At 29.2% G+C, this 23,006-nt stretch carries 22 protein-coding genes; 14 read left to right on the plus strand and 8 right to left on the minus strand.

Annotated features, from left to right (window positions below; translation table 11 throughout):
* The first annotated feature begins 41 nt into the window (after nucleotides 1-41).
* The 5 genes from ETU08_RS05440 to ETU08_RS05460 all read left to right on the plus strand — a co-directional run bounded on the left by ETU08_RS05440 (nucleotide 42) and on the right by ETU08_RS05460 (nucleotide 4,985).
* Nucleotides 42-803 carry a hypothetical protein gene (locus tag ETU08_RS05440; RefSeq protein ID WP_146262012.1) on the plus strand — a complete coding sequence of 254 codons (762 nt, stop codon included), beginning with the start codon at nucleotides 42-44 and terminating at the stop codon, nucleotides 801-803.
* A 101-nt stretch (nucleotides 804-904) separates the two neighbouring features.
* A complete protein-coding gene (locus tag ETU08_RS05445; protein ID WP_146262013.1) occupies nucleotides 905-1,735 on the plus strand; it encodes a hypothetical protein in 831 nt (276 codons plus the stop codon).
* 513 nt (nucleotides 1,736-2,248) lie between these two features.
* Nucleotides 2,249-3,148, plus strand: a complete 900-nt coding sequence (locus ETU08_RS05450) for a hypothetical protein (RefSeq protein ID WP_146262014.1) — start codon at nucleotides 2,249-2,251, stop codon at nucleotides 3,146-3,148.
* 52 nt (nucleotides 3,149-3,200) lie between these two features.
* A complete protein-coding gene (locus ETU08_RS05455) occupies nucleotides 3,201-4,034 on the plus strand; it encodes a hypothetical protein (protein WP_146262015.1) in 834 nt (277 codons plus the stop codon).
* Between the two features lie 66 nt (nucleotides 4,035-4,100).
* Nucleotides 4,101-4,985: a hypothetical protein gene (locus ETU08_RS05460; RefSeq protein WP_146262016.1), complete on the plus strand. Its 885-nt coding sequence runs from the start codon at nucleotides 4,101-4,103 to the stop codon at nucleotides 4,983-4,985.
* Between the two features lie 87 nt (nucleotides 4,986-5,072).
* Here ETU08_RS05460 and dtd read toward each other — a convergent pair whose 3' ends face one another.
* The 5 genes from dtd to ETU08_RS05485 all read right to left on the minus strand — a co-directional run bounded on the left by dtd (nucleotide 5,073) and on the right by ETU08_RS05485 (nucleotide 8,358).
* Complete coding sequence (dtd, locus tag ETU08_RS05465; protein WP_146262017.1) at nucleotides 5,073-5,525, minus strand: D-aminoacyl-tRNA deacylase; 453 nt, start codon at nucleotides 5,523-5,525, stop codon at nucleotides 5,073-5,075.
* Between the two features lie 89 nt (nucleotides 5,526-5,614).
* Nucleotides 5,615-6,526 (minus strand): OmpA family protein, encoded by a 912-nt coding sequence (locus ETU08_RS05470; RefSeq protein ID WP_146262018.1) that lies wholly within the window; start codon nucleotides 6,524-6,526, stop codon nucleotides 5,615-5,617.
* A 42-nt stretch (nucleotides 6,527-6,568) separates the two neighbouring features.
* Nucleotides 6,569-7,336 carry an exodeoxyribonuclease III gene (locus tag ETU08_RS05475; protein WP_146262019.1) on the minus strand — a complete coding sequence of 256 codons (768 nt, stop codon included), beginning with the start codon at nucleotides 7,334-7,336 and terminating at the stop codon, nucleotides 6,569-6,571.
* An 82-nt stretch (nucleotides 7,337-7,418) separates the two neighbouring features.
* Nucleotides 7,419-7,790, minus strand: a complete 372-nt coding sequence (locus ETU08_RS05480; protein WP_146262020.1) for a hypothetical protein — start codon at nucleotides 7,788-7,790, stop codon at nucleotides 7,419-7,421.
* Nucleotides 7,791-7,800: 10 nt separating this feature from the next.
* On the minus strand, nucleotides 7,801-8,358 hold the full coding sequence (locus ETU08_RS05485) for a hypothetical protein (protein ID WP_260391066.1): 558 nt from the start codon (nucleotides 8,356-8,358) through the stop codon (nucleotides 7,801-7,803).
* Between the two features lie 132 nt (nucleotides 8,359-8,490).
* On the opposite strand from ETU08_RS05485, the gene ETU08_RS05490 reads away from it, so the two are divergent.
* From ETU08_RS05490 to ETU08_RS05500, 3 genes are all read left to right on the plus strand, one after another.
* The gene (locus ETU08_RS05490) at nucleotides 8,491-9,213 is read left to right on the plus strand and encodes a pirin family protein (RefSeq protein WP_146262021.1); all 723 of its coding nucleotides are present in this window, start codon (nucleotides 8,491-8,493) and stop codon (nucleotides 9,211-9,213) included.
* 155 nt (nucleotides 9,214-9,368) lie between these two features.
* Nucleotides 9,369-10,280: a DnaJ C-terminal domain-containing protein gene (locus tag ETU08_RS05495; RefSeq protein ID WP_146262022.1), complete on the plus strand. Its 912-nt coding sequence runs from the start codon at nucleotides 9,369-9,371 to the stop codon at nucleotides 10,278-10,280.
* Between the two features lie 11 nt (nucleotides 10,281-10,291).
* Nucleotides 10,292-10,579, plus strand: coding sequence for a chaperone modulator CbpM (locus tag ETU08_RS05500; RefSeq protein WP_146262023.1), 288 nt, complete (start codon nucleotides 10,292-10,294; stop codon nucleotides 10,577-10,579).
* 91 nt (nucleotides 10,580-10,670) lie between these two features.
* Here the strand turns inward: ETU08_RS05500 and ETU08_RS05505 are convergent, their stop codons facing one another.
* Nucleotides 10,671-12,521, minus strand: coding sequence for a TonB-dependent receptor plug domain-containing protein (locus tag ETU08_RS05505; RefSeq protein ID WP_146262024.1), 1,851 nt, complete (start codon nucleotides 12,519-12,521; stop codon nucleotides 10,671-10,673).
* Between the two features lie 75 nt (nucleotides 12,522-12,596).
* Between ETU08_RS05505 and ETU08_RS05510 the strand changes: the two genes are divergently transcribed.
* From ETU08_RS05510 to tilS, 4 genes are all read left to right on the plus strand, one after another.
* Nucleotides 12,597-14,069 carry an aminotransferase-like domain-containing protein gene (locus tag ETU08_RS05510; protein ID WP_146262025.1) on the plus strand — a complete coding sequence of 491 codons (1,473 nt, stop codon included), beginning with the start codon at nucleotides 12,597-12,599 and terminating at the stop codon, nucleotides 14,067-14,069.
* Between the two features lie 99 nt (nucleotides 14,070-14,168).
* Complete coding sequence (locus ETU08_RS05515) at nucleotides 14,169-14,891, plus strand: class I SAM-dependent methyltransferase (RefSeq protein ID WP_146262026.1); 723 nt, start codon at nucleotides 14,169-14,171, stop codon at nucleotides 14,889-14,891.
* The gene (locus tag ETU08_RS05520; RefSeq protein ID WP_146262027.1) at nucleotides 14,891-15,595 is read left to right on the plus strand and encodes a ZIP family metal transporter; all 705 of its coding nucleotides are present in this window, start codon (nucleotides 14,891-14,893) and stop codon (nucleotides 15,593-15,595) included. Before ETU08_RS05515 ends, ETU08_RS05520 begins: the two co-directional genes overlap by 1 nt.
* A 40-nt stretch (nucleotides 15,596-15,635) precedes the next feature.
* Entirely contained in the window at nucleotides 15,636-16,943 is a 1,308-nt protein-coding gene (gene tilS / locus ETU08_RS05525; RefSeq protein WP_146262028.1) for a tRNA lysidine(34) synthetase TilS, read from the plus strand.
* Here tilS and ETU08_RS05530 read toward each other — a convergent pair.
* Together ETU08_RS05530 and ETU08_RS05535 are read right to left on the minus strand one after the other, a co-directional pair.
* A complete protein-coding gene (locus ETU08_RS05530) occupies nucleotides 16,940-17,272 on the minus strand; it encodes a hypothetical protein (protein ID WP_146262029.1) in 333 nt (110 codons plus the stop codon). The two genes, tilS and ETU08_RS05530, sit on opposite strands and share 4 nt — an antisense overlap.
* Complete coding sequence (locus tag ETU08_RS05535; RefSeq protein ID WP_146262030.1) at nucleotides 17,269-18,126, minus strand: beta-1,6-N-acetylglucosaminyltransferase; 858 nt, start codon at nucleotides 18,124-18,126, stop codon at nucleotides 17,269-17,271. Before ETU08_RS05535 ends, ETU08_RS05530 begins: the two co-directional genes overlap by 4 nt.
* A gap of 77 nt (nucleotides 18,127-18,203) precedes the next feature.
* On the opposite strand from ETU08_RS05535, the gene mfd reads away from it, so the two are divergent.
* Nucleotides 18,204-21,572: a transcription-repair coupling factor gene (mfd, locus tag ETU08_RS05540; RefSeq protein WP_375764691.1), complete on the plus strand. Its 3,369-nt coding sequence runs from the start codon at nucleotides 18,204-18,206 to the stop codon at nucleotides 21,570-21,572.
* 35 nt (nucleotides 21,573-21,607) lie between these two features.
* On the plus strand, nucleotides 21,608-23,002 hold the full coding sequence (locus ETU08_RS05545) for a DUF6056 family protein (RefSeq protein ID WP_146262031.1): 1,395 nt from the start codon (nucleotides 21,608-21,610) through the stop codon (nucleotides 23,000-23,002).
* The last annotated feature ends 4 nt before the right edge of the window (nucleotides 23,003-23,006 follow it).

Here is a 23,006-nt window from a genome sequence, read left to right on the forward strand (position 1 = left end):
TATCTATCAAACATATAACTATTTTTAACCTTTTATTCTTCATGTCTCAATTACTGCAATCTCAAATAACTATTGGTGATAAAGACATAAAACCAAATTCTTCTACTGATCTAACTTTAACTTCACCCAATAAAGGATTTCTTCCTAATAGAGTTTCTCTTAAGAGTTTAACAGATTCACAGACAGTACCTAATGTTAAAGAGGGAGCTGTAGTTTATAATATTCAAGAGACTGCTGATCTTGGCAAAGGATTATATGTCTGGAATGGAACTCAATGGGATCGTTTGCTTATGGAATATGGAAAAAAACAAAATTACCAAACTTTAGTATATAAGGAAACGGGACCAAGTGATGTGGTTGCTTTTAGAAAGATGACTCCAAATCCTACGGAAATAAAAGCTTTACAAACGTCTTTTGTAGCTCCATGGGATGGTATCATATATATTTCAACCTTGATCTATGCCTATGCTAGTTTTATTGATACACCCACCTATAAATATTCAACAGTAGCAAATACTTTCTTCACAATAACCACAACAGAGGTAGAAACGGGTAAAGTCACAACCTTTTATTCAGGATGTTCCCCTGTAATTATGTATGATGTCGAAGCAAAAGTTTTTAAAGGAAATTTCCCTTCAACTGCGTCCTCAATTTCAACTATGCGGGTGGTTAAAGATTATAATTATAGTGTTAAAATAACTGGAATTGAAGGTTGGAATGCTGATATGATAATAAATGCAGGTACTTACAATAAAAATAATTCTTCTACCCTTAAAATTGATTTTATTTCTGACCCTCATTAAACCTTAATAAACATCCAATTTAAATAAGAAAATATTATTCACTTTTAATAATTATAGTTATGTTCTTTAAAAAAAACATCTTTCTCAAAAAAAAGTCATTTTTGTTGTTATTTTCTACACTGCCGATCATTAATTCAGCACAAGTAGGTATTAACACTTTAAATCCAGATTCTAGCACGGATTTAACGTTAGGGTCTAACAATAAGGGTTTCTTACCTAACCAAGTAAATTTAGTTTCAATAGACAATTCTGCGCCCTTATCAAGTACAGATATTAAGGAGGGTACAACTATTTATAATACTAATGCAACCTTAAATAAAGGAATATATGTTTGGGACGGTACTCAATGGAATACTATCTTGTTTAATGATGGAACAAGAGAAGAATTTATAAATTTAGTAAACAAACAAACTGGTACTGATCCTAGTGAAGAATTATACATTCTTACAACTACAAATGGCATAGAAATCAAATCTTTAGGTGACACATTAACAGCTCCAAGAGATGGAAAATTTTATATTTCAACCGTTTTTTATTCTAAAAATACAACTGGAGTTGCATATGATTTAATAACCACAAAAACTTTTTATAGAATTGAACTAACAGACTTAACCGATTCTACAATTCCTCCAGTAAATTTTAATTCCGTGTGCACTAATGTTATTGCTTCAATCCCTGGGTCCATTAATGGATATGGTAGTGCTGGAAGTAATCCTGGCAGTGTTTCTTCAGATTTCATTGCGACAGCAAAAGGTGGACATCAATACAAAATTAGAGTTATAGCTACACGATCGCCAGATGATATCAATAATATAAATTATATAAATTCTTACACAGGAACCTATATTTGGACAAATCCAATGAATAATAACAAATATATGCTTTTTTCAAACTTAAAGGTTGATTTCCTATCAGATTCCTTCATTCAGTAATTTATATAAAATTACAACAAATAAAAACACAATGCTTATTCGGCATTGTGTTTTTATTTTTAAAATTGAGCAAATTTATTTCTCACCATTCTATACTTAAAAAGTTAAGTAATATATCTATTAAATAGAATTTATTCTTTCAAATTAAATTCAAAGACATCGAATTTCGCATTCTGCAAATCAATATAAAATCATTCCATTAACATTTTTTTTTTAATAATTACACCTCATCATTTAAACAAAAAATTAAACTTTAAAAATTATTTAAATGTTTTATAAACATATTGTATGTGTTAATAAATGATTTTTTAATCAAATTATAGAATATTTTAATTTAATTTTTCTTGATTTAATACTAATTAATTATTAATAAAATAATAAATTATAATACAAATATTCATTATAATTTTTTTTTATTTTATATTAAAAAAAAATATATAATTTATATATTCAATATAATTAATATATAATTTAAAATTTATAATTTTACCGCACTCAATTAAAATTATAATTATGTGTAGGAAAAAATTTAGTTTAGTTTTATTTTCAGTTTTTTGGGGATTAATTTCTCCAACCTTATTTAGTCAAATAATTATTAATTCATCAACTAAAGATGACCTAAAAATATCGCAGTCTAATTCTGCTGATTTAATTTTAAATTCTCTTGATAAAAGCTTCATGCCCAATAGAGTGGCATTAATCTCACTAGACTCACCTTTACCTTTAGCTCAAGATTTAACAGGTATTCAAGAAGGTACTATTGTGTATAATATCTCTGATGCTCCTGGTTTATCAGCAGGATTGCACGTATGGCAAGACAGCCGTTGGAATATTTTATTAACAAAACTTGGTAAAAGACAGGATTATTCAAATTTAGTTTATTTACAAACTGGATCAGGAGATAATGTAGGGGCTGATGACATAACTACCATCCCTTATGTTAATACTACAAGCCCAGGTGTTGAACTTGCAAAGTTTACTTCAAATTTTACTGTGCCCAAAAATGGCAATATTATGATTAATGCTTTAATCTACGTTCAAATGTACGTACAAACATATGGAGTCTCACAAGTTGCAAATACATTTTTCACCATACAGGTTACAGATATAACTCCTAATTCACCAGATCAGGGAAAGATTCAAAAATTTTATACTGGCTGTACCCCAATCTCTATGCGTCAAACTCCTGGAGCATCAGTAGCAGGTATAAACAATAATCCAACAAGTGCTATAGTATTTTCGACTATGAGAGTTACTGAGGGACATTCATATGAAGTAAAAGTACTAGGACAAGAAGGCTGGAACTCAGCTGCTGAAATAAAAGCTGGCACTTTTCAATGGAGACCTTCAGCAAGCTTAGTTTATAATGCTAATTCAGTATTAAAAATTGATTTTCAATCAGATCCATATTAAAATTTATTAATCATAAAATTATTAATTATAAATTATATATAAAATTTTTACTATGTTTATAAAATTATACAAAAACAAAAAACAATTATTTCTTTTAAATATTTTTATATTTATATCCCAAACATTTAATTGCCAAGTGGCAATTGGAACACCTAACGTTAAACCTTATCCATCCACTGACCTTACTTTAACCTCTAATAATAAAGGATTCGTTCCCAATAGAGTTTCTCTTACCGGTTTAAATGATATTCAAACAATTCCTAACATAAAAGAAGGCGGGGTGGTCTATAATACAAATATAACTTCTGAACTTGGTAATGGATTATATGTTTGGGACGGCACACAATGGAATCGATTATTAATGGATCCTGGTAAAAGACAGGATTATCAAACTCTAGTCTATAAACAAACAGGACCTACAGACATTACAAGTCTTACTAAAGATATACCTCAAGAAATAAGTTCATTAACTACCAATTTTCAAGCTCCTTTGGATGGTTTAGTATATATATCTACTTTGATTTATGCCTATGCCAATGTTATAACTCCCCCCAATTACAATTTTTCATCTATTGGGAATACATTCTTTACTATTAATACTACAGAAATTGAAACTGGTAAAGTTACAACCTTCTATTCAGGATGTACACCCTTAATTATATATAATCCAACTACAAATTTATTTGTTGGAAATTTTCCAGTTACAGCTCCCTCAATTTCAAAATTAGAGGTTAAAAAAGATTATAATTATGAAATTAAGATAACGGGAGTAGAAGGTTGGAATCAATTTATACAAGTAAATGTAGGAACATTTAACAATAATTCTTCCCCTCTAAATAATCTATATTCTACGGTTAAAGTTGATTTTATATCCAATCCTCATTAAATTAAAATCCTCAATTTTAACAAAAATTATAAAATTAAAATAATATTTATCATTAATACGATTATTATGTATCTAAAAAAAAATATACTATTAAGATTAATTATTCTATTAGGATTTATTCTAATGCCCACTATATATAAAACTCAAGTGGGTATAAATACTGAAAATCCTGAAATAAATGCCGATTTAACATTGGGTTCTAATAATAAGGGATTTTTAACTAACAAAGTCTCATTATTAAAACCAGACGACCCTTCTCCTTTATCAAATCTAGATATTATGGAAGGTACTTTAATCTTTAATACCAATCCTAATACTTTACTTAAAAAGGGATTATATATATGGGACGGGACTAATTGGAATACTATTATATACAATAACGACGGTTTACAACAAGATTTCATAAATTTAGTTAATAATAAAACCAATGATAATACTAGCACAACTCAAACTTATGACCAAAAAAATGTTGTTTTATTAAATAGTATAGATCAAGAAATAGTTCCATTAGGAACTATCGTTCAAGCACCTAAAGATGGGAAATTTTATATTTCTACAGTTATATATTCTAAAATAACAATAGGCCCAATTTCAGATTTTACAGCTGTCTCAACCTTTTATACCATTCAAATTACAGATCTTACTGATGGTACTCCACCTACAAATTTTTACTCTGGATCTAGCAATGTTGCAGCATCCATATCAATCCCTGGAGGCGGTACAGGAAGTGCGAGTAACAACCCTGCTCTTGTATCTTCTGACTTTATTTATAGTGTTAAAGAGAATCATCAATATCAAATTAAAGTATTTGGTAAAAGTGATGGAAACGGAAATTCATCATTACAAATTCTTGCAGGAACATATGCATGGAGGAATCCTATAAATTCCAACATATATCAACTATACTCAACTTTAAAAGTAGATTTTCTTTCAAACGCTTATACACAATAAACTATTGAGAATTATTTCAACTCTAATATATAAACACAATACTTATTTGTATTGTGTTTATAAATATAATGCATTATAAAATTAGTATTATTCTCTATTTTGAGAATCTATAAGAATAGTCACCGGACCATCATTCATTAATGAAACTTTCATATCTTCTCCAAATCTCCCTGAAGATACTAAGCCCGTAAACGAATGTTCTAACTTTTGTAAAAAAGTTAAATACATTTGATAAGCAAATTCGTTACTAGAGGCTCTTTGATAACTAGGTCTATTGCCTTTTTTTGTAGAAGCAAAAAGTGTAAACTGACTAACTACTAAAATACCTCCTTGTATGTCTTCAACTGATAGATTCATAACCCCTTGGGGATCATTAAAAATACGAAGGTTTATAATTTTTCTTACTAACCATTCTACATCCTCCTCTGTGTCTTTGTCCTCTACCCCAAGCAACACTAATAATCCTTGATTAATTTCTCCTACAATCCTATTTTCAACTTCTACAGAAGCTTCTCTAACTCTTTGCAGAACAACTCTCATAAAAAAAGTTTATTTAATTTTAATTATTTACAAATGAAATCTTAGAATATCTATTGACTTTAAGATTTATAATTTAAATAATTTACTCATTAAAGTTGATTTAAAAGCTTATTAATTTCACTTAAATTAGGAGCAATGATAATATCAACTCTTCGGTTCAAAGCTTTGCTTGTAGGATTTGAATTACTTGCAATTGGTGCGTATTGACTTCTTCCTGAAGCTGTCATTTTTTCTGGAGATATACCTTCCGATTGTAATATTTTAGTAATTGCTGTTGCTCTCATTACCGAAAGATCCCAGTTGTCTTTGATATTCCCATTTCCTATGTATTTGTCTGAATCAGTATGTCCTTGAATGATAATATTTAAATTTTTATCTTTAGCTAGTACTTTAGATAATTCGTGTAAAGCCTTTAATCCTTGAGGCTCAACAGTCCAACTCGCAGATGGAAATAACAATTTATTATCCATAGAAATGTAAATATATCCGTCTTTTTCTTCAACGGATATTCCTTTACCTTCATAACTTTTCAAAGCGGTTTGCAAGTTCTTTTTTAAAAGGGAAACAGATTCTTTTTGTTGATTAATTAAACCTTCAAGTTCATTAATTCTTTGAATCTTTTGATTTAATTGCCCTTGTGCTTGGGCCAACTCTCCTTCAATTTTCTGCTTTTCTTTTAAGGCAGTTTCAGAAATTTGAGAATTTTTATTCTTTAAATCTTCTAAATCTTTGAGCTTGTTGGTATATTCAATTTGCAAATCTGCATATTCATTATCCAACTGTACTTTTTTTTGTGCTAAAGCTTCTTGTTGTGCTTGCAATGAAGAGAATTGATCGGTCAATGCTTTTAAATCAGCTTCTCTCGCTTCAATTTCTTGTTTATTTTTAGACTCTCCTTGTAGAGCTGCATAATATTTTTTTTCTAAATCTTTATATTTGGCTTGAGGCACACAGGCGGTCAATAAAACTAATACAAAGAGTGAAATACCTATTTTTTTCATGATATTTTAGTAGGGTATGATTTCAATTATTCATTTATAATTTTACAATTCAAATTCTATTCCAACAGGAGCATGATCTGAATGGATGGCTTGGGTTAATATATAAGCTCTTTGTAACTTTTTTTCAAGAGTTCGAGTAACAAAATTATAATCAATACGCCAGCCTTTGTTATTGGCTCTAGCTGTCTTTACGCGATAGGTCCACCAAGAATATTGAAAAGGTTCTTGATTAAATAAACGCAATGAATCCACTAATTTGCATTCTTGTAAAAAACGATCCAACCACTCTCTTTCCTCAGGTAAAAACCCAGAGACCTTCGAATTTCTAACCGGATCATTAATATCAATTGGCGTATGACAGATATTAAAATCTCCATTAATAATTAAGTTTGGAAATTCTTTTTTCAATTCTTTAACATAAGTCAAAAAATATTCACAAAAATCCATTTTAAAGCCTAATCTATCTATATTGGTTGCCGATGGAACATAAACACTTAAAACTGAAAAATTTTCAAAATTCACCTGTATAACACGCCCTTCCTTATCATAAAATTCATTATCACAACCGTATTTTATTGAGTTCGGAGCTATTTTAGAAAGAATAGCAACTCCGCTATATCCTTTCTTTTCTGCCGGAAACCAATAGCTATGATATCCTAATTCTTCAAACTGAGAAACATCAAACTGATCTATATTGGCTTTAACTTCTTGTAAACATAATATATCTGGGTTCGTTGCTCTTAACCAAGTAATAAAATCTTTATTTAAAGCTGCTCTTATACCGTTTAGATTATAACTTAGTAGTTTCATAGAACAAATGTAAGTGTAATACACACATTTAACATTAATTTATACAATTAAAATTTTTAATTAATTTAAAAATAATACAATACTAAAAATCATCGTTTACCTTATCAACTTTTGTTAATATTCTTTCATCTACTACTATTTTCCATTTTCCATTTTCTTGATAAGGGGTTTTTGATACTTTAAATTTTGTAGTAATTCCTAAAGCTCCAACGACAAAATCATTGCTATCAAATTGTTGAATGGGCGCTTCAATACTTTTGCTTAGGCTCCCATCCTTAAAACTGTATTTCACTGAACCGTTTTTTTTAATGGATAATACAATTTCCGGATCTTGGCATATCCAAGTTCCTACATAATTAGTTTTATCACTAGGAAATTCAATGCCCTTTAAATTTTTACATGCTATAAGAATGAATCCTAGAGACAATAACCCAATAGTAATTAGTTTTTGCATATATATATATTTAGTATAATTTTTCTAATAATTCAACAACTGAGTAAAATTCTATATCTTCAATTTCTTTAAAAAAATCAATTTCCTTGTTATGAGGTAAAAAATCAGAAATAACTCTAATGATTAAATCCTTGGGCTTTTTTAAACACATAAAAGTATAATCCTCCATATTAATTAGAGTTCCTATAGGTAAATCTGTAGATCTTATAAATTGATCTGTAGTTAAAGAAGATAAACACGGTAATGAAGTTCTAGAATTTGTTAACTTAATGGATCCATTTTCAAAAATTTCTCCCTTATATCCATAAATTGAAGTTGAGGTAACTTCTACCAATTTTCCTTTTTTTAGTTCTATGGGCAAAGTTTTTTCAATTCCTGTAATGGCTGTAAACCCAACCAATACTGTCAAGTCTGATTCTTTTTTTTCAAGAAATCCCTTAGCCATATTTTCTCTACCTACCCCAGTTTCAATTATTTCATAAATATGTCTTAAGGAAGAATACTGCTGGAAAGCTTCTAACATTTTTTCTTTTTCTTCCTTCATCGGAAGTAAAAGGGTTATTTTCATTATAAAAATTTTTATAAAAACGAATTTATCATTTTTTAAACTTTTAAACGAATGGGACAAGAATTTCTTACCCTAAATCAACAAAATCTTACTTGAAGCTGTCGGATATTTGTGAAATAAAATTTAAATACCATGAATACTATTTTATTTCCATCTGATAGCAGAGGACACGCCAACCACGGATGGTTGAACACTTACCATAGTTTTAGTTTTGCCAATTATTTTCATCCAGATCGTATAAACTTTGGAGCTTTACGAGTACTCAACGATGATTCAATTGCCGGAGGAAAAGGTTTTGGATCTCATCCTCATAGTAATATGGAAATTATAACAATCCCTTTGTCAGGAAGTATTCAACATCAGGATAGTATGGGACACACTGAGGTAATTAAACCTGGAGAAGTACAAGTCATGAGTGCTGGCAAAGGTATTGTACACAGCGAGTTCAATGCTGACAATGTTAATGAACTTAAATTATTCCAAATTTGGATTTTGCCCAATGAAAAAGATGTTGTTCCTAGATACGATCAAAAATCATTTAATTTTTCAGTCAAAAATGAATGGATTTCTATTGTATCTCCTAAAAACTTTAAAGATGCTAATCTATGGATTCACCAAGAAGCTTGGTTACATTTGGGCTATTTTGATAAAGATTTCAATGTTGAATATTACCTCAATAAATCTGACAATGGTATATACCTTATGGTAATTGAAGGAAGTTTTTCTGTTAACGGACAAAATTTAAATGCAAGAGATGCTATCGGAATATGGGAAGCTGGCTTTGTCACTATACAAGCAACAAGTAAAAATTCAAGAATTTTACTCATAGAAGTTCCTATGATTTCCATAAATTAAACTTATAAAATTGCTATTCATTTGCTTTACTCAAATAAATTTACATACCCCTGACAAAGTTTATTTTGGTTTAAATTTTGCTCTTGAATTCTACAGATATATTTAACACATTAAAGATCATTTTTTAATTTTAATATAAAAAGAATAGATTGTATATGGCATTTATTGATTATTATAAAGTTCTAGGCTTGGATAAAAATGCATCTGCTGACGATATTAAAAAAGCATATCGAAAGTTAGCAAGAAAGCATCATCCAGACCTAAATCCCAATGATAAAGAGGCACAAAAAAAGTTCCAACAAGTCAATGAAGCTAACGAAGTTTTAAGCGACCCAGAGAAAAGAAAAAAATACGATCAGTACGGTGAAAACTGGAAACATGCTGAACAGTTTGAACAAGCCCAACAACAGCAGGGAGGTAACGGGCAGTATTATTATGAAAATGCAGGCAATCCTTTCGATGGTTTCTCTCAAGGATTCGGCACTGAAGATTTTTCAGATTTTTTTGGGGATTTATTTGGTGCAAAAGCTGGGAATAACCAAAGAAGCAGAACTTCCCAGTTTAAGGGACAAGATTATACAACAGAATTGCACCTTTCTTTAAGGGATGCAGCAACCACTCATAAACAAACCTTAAACATCAATGGTAAACAAATAAGAATAACCATTCCTGCCGGTGTTTCCAATGGGCAACAAATAAAACTTAAAGGACAAGGCGGTGAAGGGCTGAATAGCGGTCCAAAGGGGGATTTATATATCACTTTTATAATCTCTGAGGATTCTAATTTTAAACGTTTGAATGATGATTTAAATACTACGGTTGAAATTGATCTTTATACGGCTGTTCTTGGAGGCGAAACAATGGTTGATACGTTGGACGGGAAAGTTAAATTAAAAGTTTCTCCGGGCACCCAAAACGATACCAAAGTTCGACTTAAAGGTAAGGGATTTCCTGTTTATAAAAAAGAGAATCAATGGGGGGATTTATTTGTAACCTATAAAGTTAAAATACCTACCCAACTTACACCTAAACAAAAAGAATTATTTGAAGAATTAGCAAAATCCTAAAAAATTACCTCATGGAACATGAATTAATCAATCTTAAAGAATATTGTTTTCATTATAAAGTGGAATCTTCCTTTATTCATGAACTAGAAGAAATGGGTCTTATACGCGTTTTTAAACAAGAAGAGGAGCGATTTATATCCATGGATTCATTAAAGGAACTTGAATCCTATAGTAGGATGCATTACGATCTTGAAATTAATACCGCTGGCATCGATGCTATAAAAAACTTACTCAATAAAATTGAAGTTTTAGAAAACGAAATGAATAATTTACGCAATCGATTAAATCTTTACGAATAAATCTATATAGATCCATATTTTAAAACCGTAGAACTTAAGAAATGGTGATTGGTATTGTTTGCTATTGTTTCTAAAGTTCCTCGGTTTTATTCTACTTATTATTGATAAAAAAATTATTAAAAGTTAATCCAACTTCTAACCATCTACCAGGCATAGGAACCAAGTTGGTTTCAGTGTATTGGGTGTTAAATATATTATTTACTTGCAGGTACGATTCTAGTCTACGATTTTTAAAAGATAAACGTGCGTCTAACAACTGATAACTATCTAAGGTTAAACGATCATTATATCTATAAATCCATTGATTAGTCCAGTTTTTAAACAATCTTTGCTCAAATTTAACCACTAATTGGTGCTTTAAATTATCTAATAAATATTTTGAAAAATTAGCTGTTGAATTTTCCAGCTTATTATCTAAATATGTATAACCAATATTTATGGACGAAAAAAGTTTATATCCAAAATCATAATTTAGTTTTACTTCTACTCCATTCGTATTAACTCTAGCAATATTTTCAGGCGTCCATTTACTATCCTCGTTTTCTCTAACCCAATCAATTAAATTATTAGCCTCTCTCCTAAACAAACTTATTTCAGAACTTAGTTTATTTAAATTAGCTTGATATCCAATTTCATAAGACCATGCCATTTCAGGCTTTAAATCAGGGTTTCCATTGTTTAAAGGATCTGTGTAGAATAAATCCGTATATGATGGTATTCTATACGTTTTCCCAACATTTAAGAAAATTATATTTTTGGAATTTATTTTATATCCAATATCAATTCCCGGATACCAAAAATTTCCTTGATCCGAATAATTTACAAAGCTGATTCCTGGACTAATATCTAAAGCATTATTAAATAACAAAAAGCGATGCTCTAAAAAAAATAAACTTATGGTTCTATTTTTATCCTCTAGGTTCGTTGAGTTAATAAATTCTCTCCTAACATCTGCACCAACTTTTGCAATACCCAATGAATATAAATAGGAAGCCTCAGCCTTAGCTCCTATTGTATTTCCTAAATGCAAATTTCGATAAGCAGATGGATTTTTACGATTAAATATATACTCATCTTGAGATCTTCTCCAAAAAACATGGGACTGTAATTTAAAGTTGGAGAATTGCTGGTTCCAACCTAAACTAACTAATGAAGTTTGAATTTCTTCGTATTGTTCTTTGGCTTGAGAAGAGGAATAAAAGCCATTGGCTCCGAATTTTTTCTCAAAAAAACCAGATTGAAACCAGAGTTCTCCTTTATCTAGAATGTATCGGTTCTGATACCATATGTTCTTTTTAGTAAAGTCTGTATTATAACGATAACCGTCTGATTGTGCATTTCCTATTTGTATAAACTGAGAGAATTTTTCACCGTTTAAATTTGCATTTGCAGATAGAGAATATGTACCATAATCCCCTCCATATATTGATATCCCTAGTTTATTTTCTGTAGATGGTTGAGTAATTATATTCACCACTCCTGCATAGGCATTTAAACCAAAACGACGTGCTGCAGGACCTTTCACTATTTCTATTTTTTGAACCGATGCCAAATTTAATGGCAAACTTAACATGTTGTGAGCCGTTTGACTATCATTCATAGGGATGCCATTCACTAAAACAAGTACTTGTTCAAAAGAACTCCCTCTAATACTTATATCTGCCTGTATGCCGTGTGCACCTCTCTGCCTAATATCAATTCCTGAATAATAAGACAAGAGTTCTTCAATCGTAGAAGCAGGACTGTTTTGAATCTCTTTTTTTTCTATGGTTTGTATATTCTGCGAAATATTTTCTAAACTTAGTGACGTTTTTCTACCTGTAACAATAACCTTTGATAATTCTCCTGTCTTTTGAGCATAGGTAAGAGAGATAAAAAATAGATTAAATGCAACAACATTTATTAATTTTGGTAAGGTATAAAAGTTAACGATATATTTCATTGTAAGACTTAAATATAAAATTTAAAACAAATTAAGTAACTTTCCGGATCATTTAAACATACCACTTTTTTAAAAATGGATAGTCCGGATACAATTCCTTTTCAAAGTTTTATTCAAATAGATCGTAAATCCAATACTGCTATTTATTTACAAATAGTAACCCAAATGATCAACGCCATTCAAAGACAATACCTCTACAAAGGAATGAAACTTCCCGGTACAAGGGTTTTAAGTAAAATTCTAAATGTAAATCGTAATACCTTAGTCTTAGTCTATGAGGAACTTGCTTCTTTGGGATGGATTGAAATTATTCCTAACAAAGGAACATTTATTCTAGCTAAAGAAGAAAATGTAGTTAACAGAATTAAAAACACAACCCCTGTTAGGTATACGACCTACCCAAATTCAACAGGGTTTAGATTTAAAAAATCTATGATTTTAGATTCGCCTTTTGAAACTCCTACATATTCATTTATACTAAATGATGGAATTCCAGATTTACGTTTGTTACCTATTCAACCTTTGGCTAAACTATATTCAACTAGTTTGAAAAGAAAAAAAAATATTGATTGGGCTTTTCATGAAAGCAAAGATTTTTTTAAATCTCATTTATCTAACTTTCTAAATCTTACCCGTGGCTTGCATATTACCAAAAAAAATATGCTTGTTGCTAGAAGCATTGAAACTTGTTTGTACATATCTTCTGAAATACTTATATCTCCTGGAGATAAAGTAATAGTTGGAGAACTAAGCTACTTTCTTCCTAATATGATTTTTCAAAAGGCAGGAGCACAGTTACTAACTATTCCTATTGATAAAGAGGGTATTTTAATTGAGCCTTTGAAACATTTATGTAAAAAAAATAAGATAAGAATGCTTTACTTAACGCCCCATCATCACTACCCTACCACGGTAACGCTTAGTGCAGAAAGACGCATTGCTTTGCTTGAACTTTCAACCCAATACGGATTTATAATTTTGGAAGACGATTATGATTATGATTTTAATTATACCAATAGCCGTACATTACCACTAGCGAGTGCTGATAAGGATGGAATGGTAGTTTATATAGGCTCTTTTGGAAGATCATTGGCTCCTGGTTTTCGCTCAGGATTTATTATAGCTCCACAAAATTTAATTCATGAAATGAATAAATTATTAGGTATTATTGATCGGCAAGGAGATGTTTTCATGGATTTATCTCTCGGTGAAATGATTGAAGAAGGGGAAATTTATAGACATTTAAAAAAATCTACCTATATATATAAAGAAAGAAGAAATTCACTTACCCACCTACTCTCCCACCATTTTAAAAATGAAATACGGTTTACACCACCTAGCGGAGGCTTAGCTACATGGATAGAATGGAATTTCCCCATTAATTTGATGCAAATAAGAGAAAATTGTAAAAAGGAAAATATTTTTATTCCAAAGTCTTTGCTTTATCAATCAAAAAAAGTTACCGCTCTTCGTATGGGATTTGGTAATTTTTCAACCAATGAATTGGAAATGATCGTAGAAAAATTGAAATTTTGCACGTGCAAATAATCTATGATATTCTTATAAAAATGTAATATGCCTAACTAATTCAAATAATTTCACTTAAGCTATGTTACAGTTACAAAAAATTTTCAATAAATTTGAATTATGGATTGGTTTGCAAAATGGTTTAATACACCGTATTATCATATTTTATATAAAAATCGTAACGAGGAAGAAGCTCAAGAGTTTATAATTAACTTAATTAAATATCTTTCGCTCCCGATTGATAGTAAAATTCTTGATTTAGCTTGTGGAAAAGGCAGACATAGTATTTTCTTAAATAAGTTAGGATACAACGTTACGGGGGTTGACCTAGCAACTAAAAGTATTGAAGAAGCCAAAATACAAGAGAATGAAAAATTGCATTTTTTTGTAGGAGATATGCGTGAAACTAATTTCCCTAATGAGTTTAATGCAATTCTAAATCTTTTTACAAGTTTTGGCTATTTTAGTGATGATGCAGATAACCTAAAAGTTTATCAATCCGTATATGAACAATTAAAACCTCAAGGGATTTTTGTCATGGATTTCATGAATGCTTCATTAGCGGAAACTAATCTAGTTGAAAAAGAAGATAAAGAAGTGGATGGAATATTGTTTCATCTTCAACGGAAAACTGAAAATGATTTTATAATAAAAGACATTCATTTTAGTGACAATGGCGAAGATTTTCACTTTCAGGAAAGGGTTAAAGCCTTCAAACTTGACTATTTTGAAAATTTAGCAAAGATAGTTGGATTTAAGTTAAAAAGAGTTTTCGGTGACTATCAACTAAATGAGTTTGATTCTAAAAGATCTCCTCGTTTAATATTAATATTTGAAAAGTAATGGAATATGTTGTACTAATAGTTGCTGTAATTATTGGAGCCTTTATTGCATATTTTTTTCAAAATAACCATAGATTCAGTAAAAAACTTTTAATGTTTAGTGCAGGGCTTCTATTAGCGATTACTGTTCTAGATATGTTTCCAACCCTGTATTCTTCCCATGAAAAAGTAAATGCCGGGCTATGGGTAATTGTCGGTGTTTTTTTACAATTGTTATTGGAAGGTTTATCTAAAGGCATAGAACATGGACATGTACATACTCATAGCCATGGTCAGGTAGATTCTATTGTTCCTTTAAGTGTAATGCTTGGATTATTCATTCATTCATTTTTAGAAGGTGCACCCATTGAAGCTCATCACCATGGACACTCCCACGAACATTCTAATATTTTATGGGCGTTAAGCATCCATAAAATATCTGAGACTATTGTACTTTCAACTTTTGTTTTTTCACTTAAAATTAAAAATTTATATAAATTTTTAATTTTGATATTATTTGCTATATCTGCTCCAATTGGAACATTAGTTGGCTCTATTATACCAAACAAATACTTTCCTGAAATTATTGGAATAGTATCTGGTATATTTCTACATACATCCTCAGTTATCATTTTTGAAAGTAATGAGAAACACAATTTGAATTTTCAAAAATTATTCTTGGTATTCATGGGTATGTTGGTGGGATACTTAATAACTCTTGGATAATATAATAATTTGTACCCTGTTTTATTCATTATTGAAAAAAATGCAGAAATCAATTAATCAGCTTGAAATAAAAAAATCATATTTATTAGCGATAAGTGGAGGTATTGATAGTATGGTTCTTTTGCATTTATTTCAACAAACAAGTTTATCTTTTAGTGTAGCACATTGCAACTTTAATCTAAGAGGGGAGGATTCATTAAAGGATGAAGCATTTATTCGAGAATATTGTGAAAAACACAAAATAAAACTACACGTAAAAAGTTTCGACACTTTAAAAATTAAGCAAAAAAAAGAATCTATTGAAATGGTTGCTCGAGACTTAAGGTATCATTTTTTTTTAGAATTAATAAAGAAATATAATTATAATTACCTAGTAACGGCTCATCACCTTAATGATCATATCGAAACCTTTTTTATTAATTTATTTAGAGGTGCTGGTCTAAAAGGACTTTCCGGCATAAAAAAAAAGAGAGATTATATTATAAGGCCGCTGCTAAATTTTTCTCGGAAAGAAATTTTAGAATATGCTCAAAACAATGTTATAATTTGGCGTGAAGATTATACTAACCAAAGCACAGACTTTTTAAGAAACAAAATTAGACATACAATAATTCCTAATTTAGAAGACATAAAACCTAATTTTATATATTTAGCTAAAAAAAGCCTCTCAATTATAGATGAATCTCAAAAATTTATTCAAAAGCAAGTGAATCTCTTAAAAGATGATGTTACTTTAAAAATTGATTCAAATATATCTGTGATTGATTTAAATAAGCTTTTAAATGCTGAATCACTCTTAGTTTATTTATTACTGGCTGAATTTGGATTCATAAATAAAAAAGATTGTGAAAATATACTTAAATCAAAAACAGGCAGTATTTTTTTATCTAAAACCCATAAATTATGGGTAAATCGGAACGAGATATTGGTCGAGGCATTACAAAATAGAACGATTTATGAATCTGAAATAAATTTAAAAATTAATTCCATCCCTTGGGAAATTGATCATCCTTTACATGTATCGCTCTATACCTCAAAGAAACATGAAAAAAGTGAATCCCATGAAATTTTAGATTTAAACACAATATCTTTTCCTTTATATTTTAGAAATTGGAAATCTGGAGATTTCTTTTACCCTATTAATGGGAATGGAAAGAAGAAAGTAAGTAAATTTTTAAAAGACCTGAAAATTTCCAATTATGAAAAAAATAAAACTTTCGTTTTATGTGACGGCTTAGATCGAATAATTTGGCTGGTTGGTTATCGTTTAGACGATCGTTTTAAAATATCCAATAATACTACTGATTTACTAAATTTAAGATTACATAAAAATCTTACATCTTATTAAACCCGTTTATAATAAGAAAGAAAATTCCACATTTTACGTGTTTTTAAATATGTGAAATTTAAATCATTCGCATAAGCTTCCTTTTCAAAACTAATTTTCTTATACGCCAACTGAAGATTTTTATATTTAACTACATTGTATAAATACTCTGTCAAATACCACAAAAAGAAAAAAATCCATAATAATTCAATTTGTTGTCTCAAATGAATTTTTTCATGATTAATTAGACGCTTATCGTATAACATATGTTTATAACGCACAAAAATAAATGGGAATATTGCCATTCCTTGAAAGCTACCTATAAATATAAACGGTAAATAAACAATCATTTATTTCTATGTTTTTCAAGTAAATTTACTAGCGAATCGCTTAACCCAATTTCCATTTTTCTACAAAATAAAGCTTCTGAATTTATAATCTTTTCAAAATCATTAGGGTCTAAATTTCTAGGATTATTTATACAATTTGTCCAGTCTATATACCTTAAATTGTTATTAATAATTTTTTCTTTGAAATGAGAGTTAAGAAGCACAACTTGAAAAAAGACTTCATCTGAACACCATGTTGTTTTAAAAAAATTGATTATTTTTTTATCTTCGGCAACCTGTAATAAAAACTCTATAACTTCCTTGGATAAATTCCACCAATTAGACCCCCAATAACAGGTATAATTATTAATCATTTTGATCTTGTATTCCTTTTTGGTTAAAAATTTATACATTAATTTAAAAGCAGTATGGAATTTTCTCTCTATAATTCTATGACTAGGATAATGTTTACGGTCTACTCTGTATAAATACTCGTGATATTTATTATTCTCAGTAACTAAAAAATACTCTAAAAAATTATTACTTAAATTGTTATTAAAAAACTCATCAATATCAAAATTACTTTTTATAGGATAATCTTGTCCAGAAATAAAGATAACGTGAGAAAAATCTTTTTGTTCTTCAACGATTTGCCTTAATGAATTTAGGGTTGATTCAACTTGTGAATATTCACCCCAAACCACTGAAACCCTTTTTTTAATCAATACAGCTTTACTAGATATTTTATTAATATTAATACTTGATTTTTTATCAATATTTACATATATAGTAAAAGTAGGATAATCTAAGGCGTCAATTAACCTATTGAGGTGATCTAAATTTTTGTGCGCATGAATCAATATTATTTTCTTCATTCTTTTGAATTATAACTATGATTAGTTTTGTTTGTATGGAAATAAATTTTAGGTAAAATTACTACCTTTGCTTTACTTTGAAAACTAATTTAATTAAAAGCTTATTAAGCTCTCATTTAAAAGGAACTCTTTTAGATGAGGAAATTCATTTATTATCAGAAAATAAAATCTTAAAATTATCTGTTAAAGGCGCTGTTGGTTCCTTTATTAATTTGTTTTGTAGTTATTTACATGCTGCAACAGACAAATCTATTTTTTTGTATTTTGCTGATAAGGAAGAAGCCATTTACGCTTTAAATGAGATTGAAAGTCTTTTTGGAAAGGAGAAAGTACTATTTTATCCCTCTTCTCACCTAAATCCCTACCAAGTAGAAGAAGTGCAGAACGCAAATGTTGTTTTGCGAACTGAAGTCTTAAATAGCATATTAAATCATAATAAATCTAAATTTATAATCTCTTATTCTGAAGCTTTATCAGAAAAAGTTTTAAGTAAAAAATCTTTAGAAAATGTAACTCAAAAAATTTCTGTTGGAAATAAATTAAATCCTGACTTTTTAAATGAAGTTTTATTTAGTTTCAATTTTCAACGAACGGATTTTGTAACTCAGCCGGGTGAATTTTCTTTGCGTGGAGGAATTTTAGATATATTTTCCTTCTCCGATGAAAAACCTTATAGAATTGGTTTTTTCGGAAATGAAATTGAATCTATACGAAAATTTAATATTGAGACACAACTTTCAGAAGAAAGTGTTACTGAGTTTACTATTGTTCCAAATATTGATACCTCTTATCATAACTCAGAATCAAAAATTAATTTTTTAGAATATCTGCCTGAAGATATTATTTTTATTGCTAAAGATTTAGATATTTCTCTATCTGTAATTGATAAAAAATTTCAAAAAGCTGAAGAGGTATATTCATCACTTACTAGTATTATAAATAGAGAAAAGCCGAAAGATTTATTTATAGACTCTAACGATATTTTAAAAATAATTGAGAAGTTTTCATTTATAGAGTTTTCATCACTCCCACATTTTTTAAACTTTAAAACGATTCAACTCAACCAATCAGAACAACCAAGCTTCCATAAACAATTTCATTTATTAGGAGAAGATTTACTAAGTAAAGAAAAAAATGGTTTTGTAAATTATATTGCCTTCCAATCTGAAAAACAAGAAGATCGATTAAAAGAAATTTTTTCTACCATTGAACATGAAGTTCCTTTTAAAGGAATTCACGTAAATATTAGTAAAGGTTTTATTGACTATGACTCTAAATTTCTTATATATACAGATCATCAAATATTTGAACGCTATCACCGATATCAAGTTAGAAACTCATTTTCTAAATCTGAATCGCTAACCCTTAAAGAATTAACTGACTTAAAAGTTGGAGATTATGTCACCCATGTAGATCATGGTATTGGAAAATTCATGGGGCTTGTAAAAATTAAAAATGATGATAAAATTCAGGAAACCATCAAGCTTGTTTATAAAAATAATGATATTCTATATGTAAACATTCATTCATTACATAAAATTTCCAGATTTTCAGGCAAAGACGGTGTAGAAATAAGTTTAAACCAACTAGGCTCTCCCGCTTGGAAAAACTTAAAAAATAAAGCCAAGAAAAAAGTTAAAGAGGTTGCTTTTGATTTAATTAAATTGTATGCGGAAAGAAGGACTAAGGAGGGCTTTGCTTTCTCTCCAGATGGATATCTTCAAAACGAGCTAGAAGCCTCCTTTATGTACGAAGACACTCCAGATCAAGAAAAGGCAATTCAAGAAGTTAAAATGGATATGGAAAAACCGATTGCCATGGATCGATTGGTTTGTGGTGATGTGGGCTTTGGAAAAACAGAAGTGGCCATTCGTGCAGCTTTTAAAGCTGCCACTGACGGAAAGCAAACGGCTATTATGGTTCCTACTACAGTGTTGGCTCTTCAACATTATAAAACTTTTTCTAAAAGGCTTAAAGACTTTCCTGTTCGGGTGGAATATTTAAATAGATTTAAGACAGCTAAACAAAAAAAAGAAATTATACATGATTTAGGTGAAGGGAAAATTGATATTGTAATCGGTACACAACAGTTGGTAGGAAAAGATATAGTTTTCAAAGACTTAGGATTATTAATTATAGACGAAGAACACAAGTTTGGAGTTTCTGTAAAAGATAAACTTAAAACTTTAAAAACTACTGTTGATACTCTTACTCTAACTGCAACCCCAATTCCACGAACCCTGCAATTTTCTTTAATGGCTGCACGGGATTTGTCTGTTATAAAAACACCTCCTCCCAATCGTCAGCCGGTACAAACTCAACTGATGGGCTTTAATGAAGAAATGATTCGAGATGCTGTCATGTATGAACTAAACAGAGGTGGACAAGTATTTTTTATAAATAATCGAGTTGAGAGTTTAGCAGTTTTAGCAGGAATGATTCAAAGATTAGTTCCCATGGCTAGAGTTATCACTGGACATGGACAAATGGAAGGTAAAAAATTAGAACAAATTATGGTTGACTTCATGGAGGGGGAATACGATGTACTTATTTCAACAACTATAATTGAATCGGGATTAGATGTTCCAAATGCCAATACTATTTTCATTAATGATGCTCAAAGATTTGGACTGGCAGATTTACACCAGATGCGAGGGAGAGTTGGAAGATCAGACAGAAAAGCCTTTTGTTACTTAATTACCCCTCCTATTGATGTGTTAACCTCTGAAGCAAGAAAGCGTTTACAGGCAGTTGAACAATTCTCAGATTTAGGATCTGGTTTCAATATTGCCATGAAAGATTTAGAAATTCGAGGCGCGGGAGATCTGTTGGGTGCTGAGCAAAGTGGTTTTTTTAATGAAATTGGATTTGAAACTTACCAACAAATTCTCAACGAGGCTATTGAAGAATTAAAAGAAAATGAATTTGCTGAACTTTTTGAAAACGAAAATAAAACTAAGGACTTCGTGTCAGAAGTACAAATTGATACTGATTTTGAACTACTAATACCTGACGAATATGTTAATAAAGTGGAAGAGCGTTTTTCTCTATATCAAAAACTTTCTGAACTTGAAAATGAAAGTCAATTAGAAATTTTCAGTCAAGAACTCATAGATCGATTTGGTGAATTACCTAATCCTACGAAAGATTTACTTGAAAGTATTCGATTAAAATGGCTCGCTAAATCTCTAGGCTTTGAAAAACTTGTCATAAAAAATAATATCTTATTGGCTTATTTCCCCACCAATTCTCAATCCAAATACTATCAATCTAATTTTTTTAAAGGTATATTAGAGTATTTAAATAAAAATTCAGAAGAAGGAATATTTAAACAAAAAAACACCAACGATGGTTCAATCTTATATTTTAAAAAGGAAAATATATATTGTATTAATACTATACTAAACTTTTTTAATCAAATTAAAAATTTTATCTCTCATATTTAGATTCTTATCCTGTATATTTGCATTTGTTTTATCTTATGAGAAATATTTTAAAATGTAACATTTTTAATAAAGTACTTATAATTGCATCTATTCTTGCATTATTACCATTTTTACTTTTGTGCTTATTTACCCAACCAACCTTAGATGATTTTGGTTATGCTTTAAATTTATCAGATAAATCTTTTATTGAGACTCAAATCAATATCTACATGAACTGGAGTAGTAGATATACGGCAACAGGTCTATTAATACTTAACCCCATTCAATGGGGCTTCTGGAGTGGCTATAAATTAATATCCTTAGGCATGATAGTATTGTTTGTTATCGCAACATTTTATATGTTTTATAAAATTTCAACTAATAATGCTATAACAATTATATTGAGTTGTTCATTTATATTTTGCTATTTGTTTATGGTGCCTGAAATTGTATCCTCTTTTTATTGGCTAGCTGGTTCAGCAACTTATCATTTTGCCAATATATTGTTGATTTTTTTTGTAGGACTTTCAATATCATATTACAATCAAAAATCTTTAATAAAGATACTAATGCTATTTTTATTAGTATTTCTAATTATTGGATGCAATGAAATCTCAATGATTTACTTGGATATCTATATATTTATAATATTTATATATTCCTATTTAAAGAAAAAAAAACTTAATTATAGTTGGTTATTTCTACTTGTTTGGGCTGGATTCTTAACCTTATTAATTTTATTATCTCCAGGTAATGCTAAGCGTTCTTCTTCCATAATTCATCACATTCCTTTACTTGAAAGTTTTTTTATGGCTGTAAAAAAGTCTATAGTTATAATTTTTAGATATGGAATCATCGTCTTCATTATTAACTTATTGGTATTTTATAATTGTAGAAATGATTTAAAAAAATATAATTTTTTGATATTAAATTTTCCTTTTTATTTTTACATAATTGCACTATTTATATTTTTATTCTTAGGCTCATTCCCTAGTTTACTAAGCATTGGAAGTTATCCTCCACAACGAACAGTCAATGTGATTTTTTTACCCCTACTTATTTTCTCAATGATTATTAGTTTTAAAATGGTGGTATCAACCTATATATATAACTTAAAAATTTCTCCTAATAAACTAAGCTTCATACTACTATTTATTATTTTTAGTTATTCTTTTATAGTTGGAAATAAAGAGTTTTTAAGTGTTCATAATAATTTATATTTGGCTTATTATGATCTTATAAGTGGAAAAGCTTATAAATATAATAAAGAAATAGAAGCTAGATATAAAAAGATTGAATGCTCAAACAATGAAAATATTGTATTATCTCCATTAAAATATAGACCTAGATCAATTTTCATCTCTGATTTAAGCCCTGATCCAAGTTATTTCTACAACCAATCTATGGCTAATTTTTTTAGTAAAAAAACTATTTCTATTATTGAAAAATAATTCT

It is taken from the genome of Apibacter muscae (genome assembly GCF_007845635.1).
GTDB lineage: Bacteria > Bacteroidota > Bacteroidia > Flavobacteriales > Weeksellaceae > Apibacter > Apibacter muscae.

Excerpts from the sequence above, each read along its gene's own strand:
- ETU08_RS05515 (WP_146262026.1), top strand. The coding sequence starts at position 14,169 with ATGGATTGGTTTGCAAAATGGTTTAATACACCGTATTATCATATTTTA.
- ETU08_RS05490 (WP_146262021.1), top strand. The coding sequence starts at position 8,491 with ATGAATACTATTTTATTTCCATCTGATAGCAGAGGACACGCCAACCAC.
- ETU08_RS05510 (WP_146262025.1), top strand. The coding sequence starts at position 12,597 with ATGGATAGTCCGGATACAATTCCTTTTCAAAGTTTTATTCAAATAGAT.
- tilS (WP_146262028.1), top strand. The coding sequence starts at position 15,636 with ATGCAGAAATCAATTAATCAGCTTGAAATAAAAAAATCATATTTATTA.
- ETU08_RS05530 (WP_146262029.1), bottom strand. The coding sequence starts at position 17,272 with ATGATTGTTTATTTACCGTTTATATTTATAGGTAGCTTTCAAGGAATG.
- ETU08_RS05535 (WP_146262030.1), bottom strand. The coding sequence starts at position 18,126 with ATGAAGAAAATAATATTGATTCATGCGCACAAAAATTTAGATCACCTC.
- dtd (WP_146262017.1), bottom strand. The coding sequence starts at position 5,525 with ATGAGAGTTGTTCTGCAAAGAGTTAGAGAAGCTTCTGTAGAAGTTGAA.
- ETU08_RS05545 (WP_146262031.1), top strand. The coding sequence starts at position 21,608 with ATGAGAAATATTTTAAAATGTAACATTTTTAATAAAGTACTTATAATT.
- ETU08_RS05455 (WP_146262015.1), top strand. The coding sequence starts at position 3,201 with ATGTTTATAAAATTATACAAAAACAAAAAACAATTATTTCTTTTAAAT.
- ETU08_RS05470 (WP_146262018.1), bottom strand. The coding sequence starts at position 6,526 with ATGAAAAAAATAGGTATTTCACTCTTTGTATTAGTTTTATTGACCGCC.
- ETU08_RS05450 (WP_146262014.1), top strand. The coding sequence starts at position 2,249 with ATGTGTAGGAAAAAATTTAGTTTAGTTTTATTTTCAGTTTTTTGGGGA.
- ETU08_RS05475 (WP_146262019.1), bottom strand. The coding sequence starts at position 7,336 with ATGAAACTACTAAGTTATAATCTAAACGGTATAAGAGCAGCTTTAAAT.
- ETU08_RS05505 (WP_146262024.1), bottom strand. The coding sequence starts at position 12,521 with ATGAAATATATCGTTAACTTTTATACCTTACCAAAATTAATAAATGTT.
- ETU08_RS05460 (WP_146262016.1), top strand. The coding sequence starts at position 4,101 with ATGTATCTAAAAAAAAATATACTATTAAGATTAATTATTCTATTAGGA.
- ETU08_RS05440 (WP_146262012.1), top strand. The coding sequence starts at position 42 with ATGTCTCAATTACTGCAATCTCAAATAACTATTGGTGATAAAGACATA.
- ETU08_RS05480 (WP_146262020.1), bottom strand. The coding sequence starts at position 7,790 with ATGCAAAAACTAATTACTATTGGGTTATTGTCTCTAGGATTCATTCTT.
- ETU08_RS05520 (WP_146262027.1), top strand. The coding sequence starts at position 14,891 with ATGGAATATGTTGTACTAATAGTTGCTGTAATTATTGGAGCCTTTATT.
- ETU08_RS05500 (WP_146262023.1), top strand. The coding sequence starts at position 10,292 with ATGGAACATGAATTAATCAATCTTAAAGAATATTGTTTTCATTATAAA.
- ETU08_RS05495 (WP_146262022.1), top strand. The coding sequence starts at position 9,369 with ATGGCATTTATTGATTATTATAAAGTTCTAGGCTTGGATAAAAATGCA.
- ETU08_RS05485 (WP_260391066.1), bottom strand. The coding sequence starts at position 8,358 with ATGAAAATAACCCTTTTACTTCCGATGAAGGAAGAAAAAGAAAAAATG.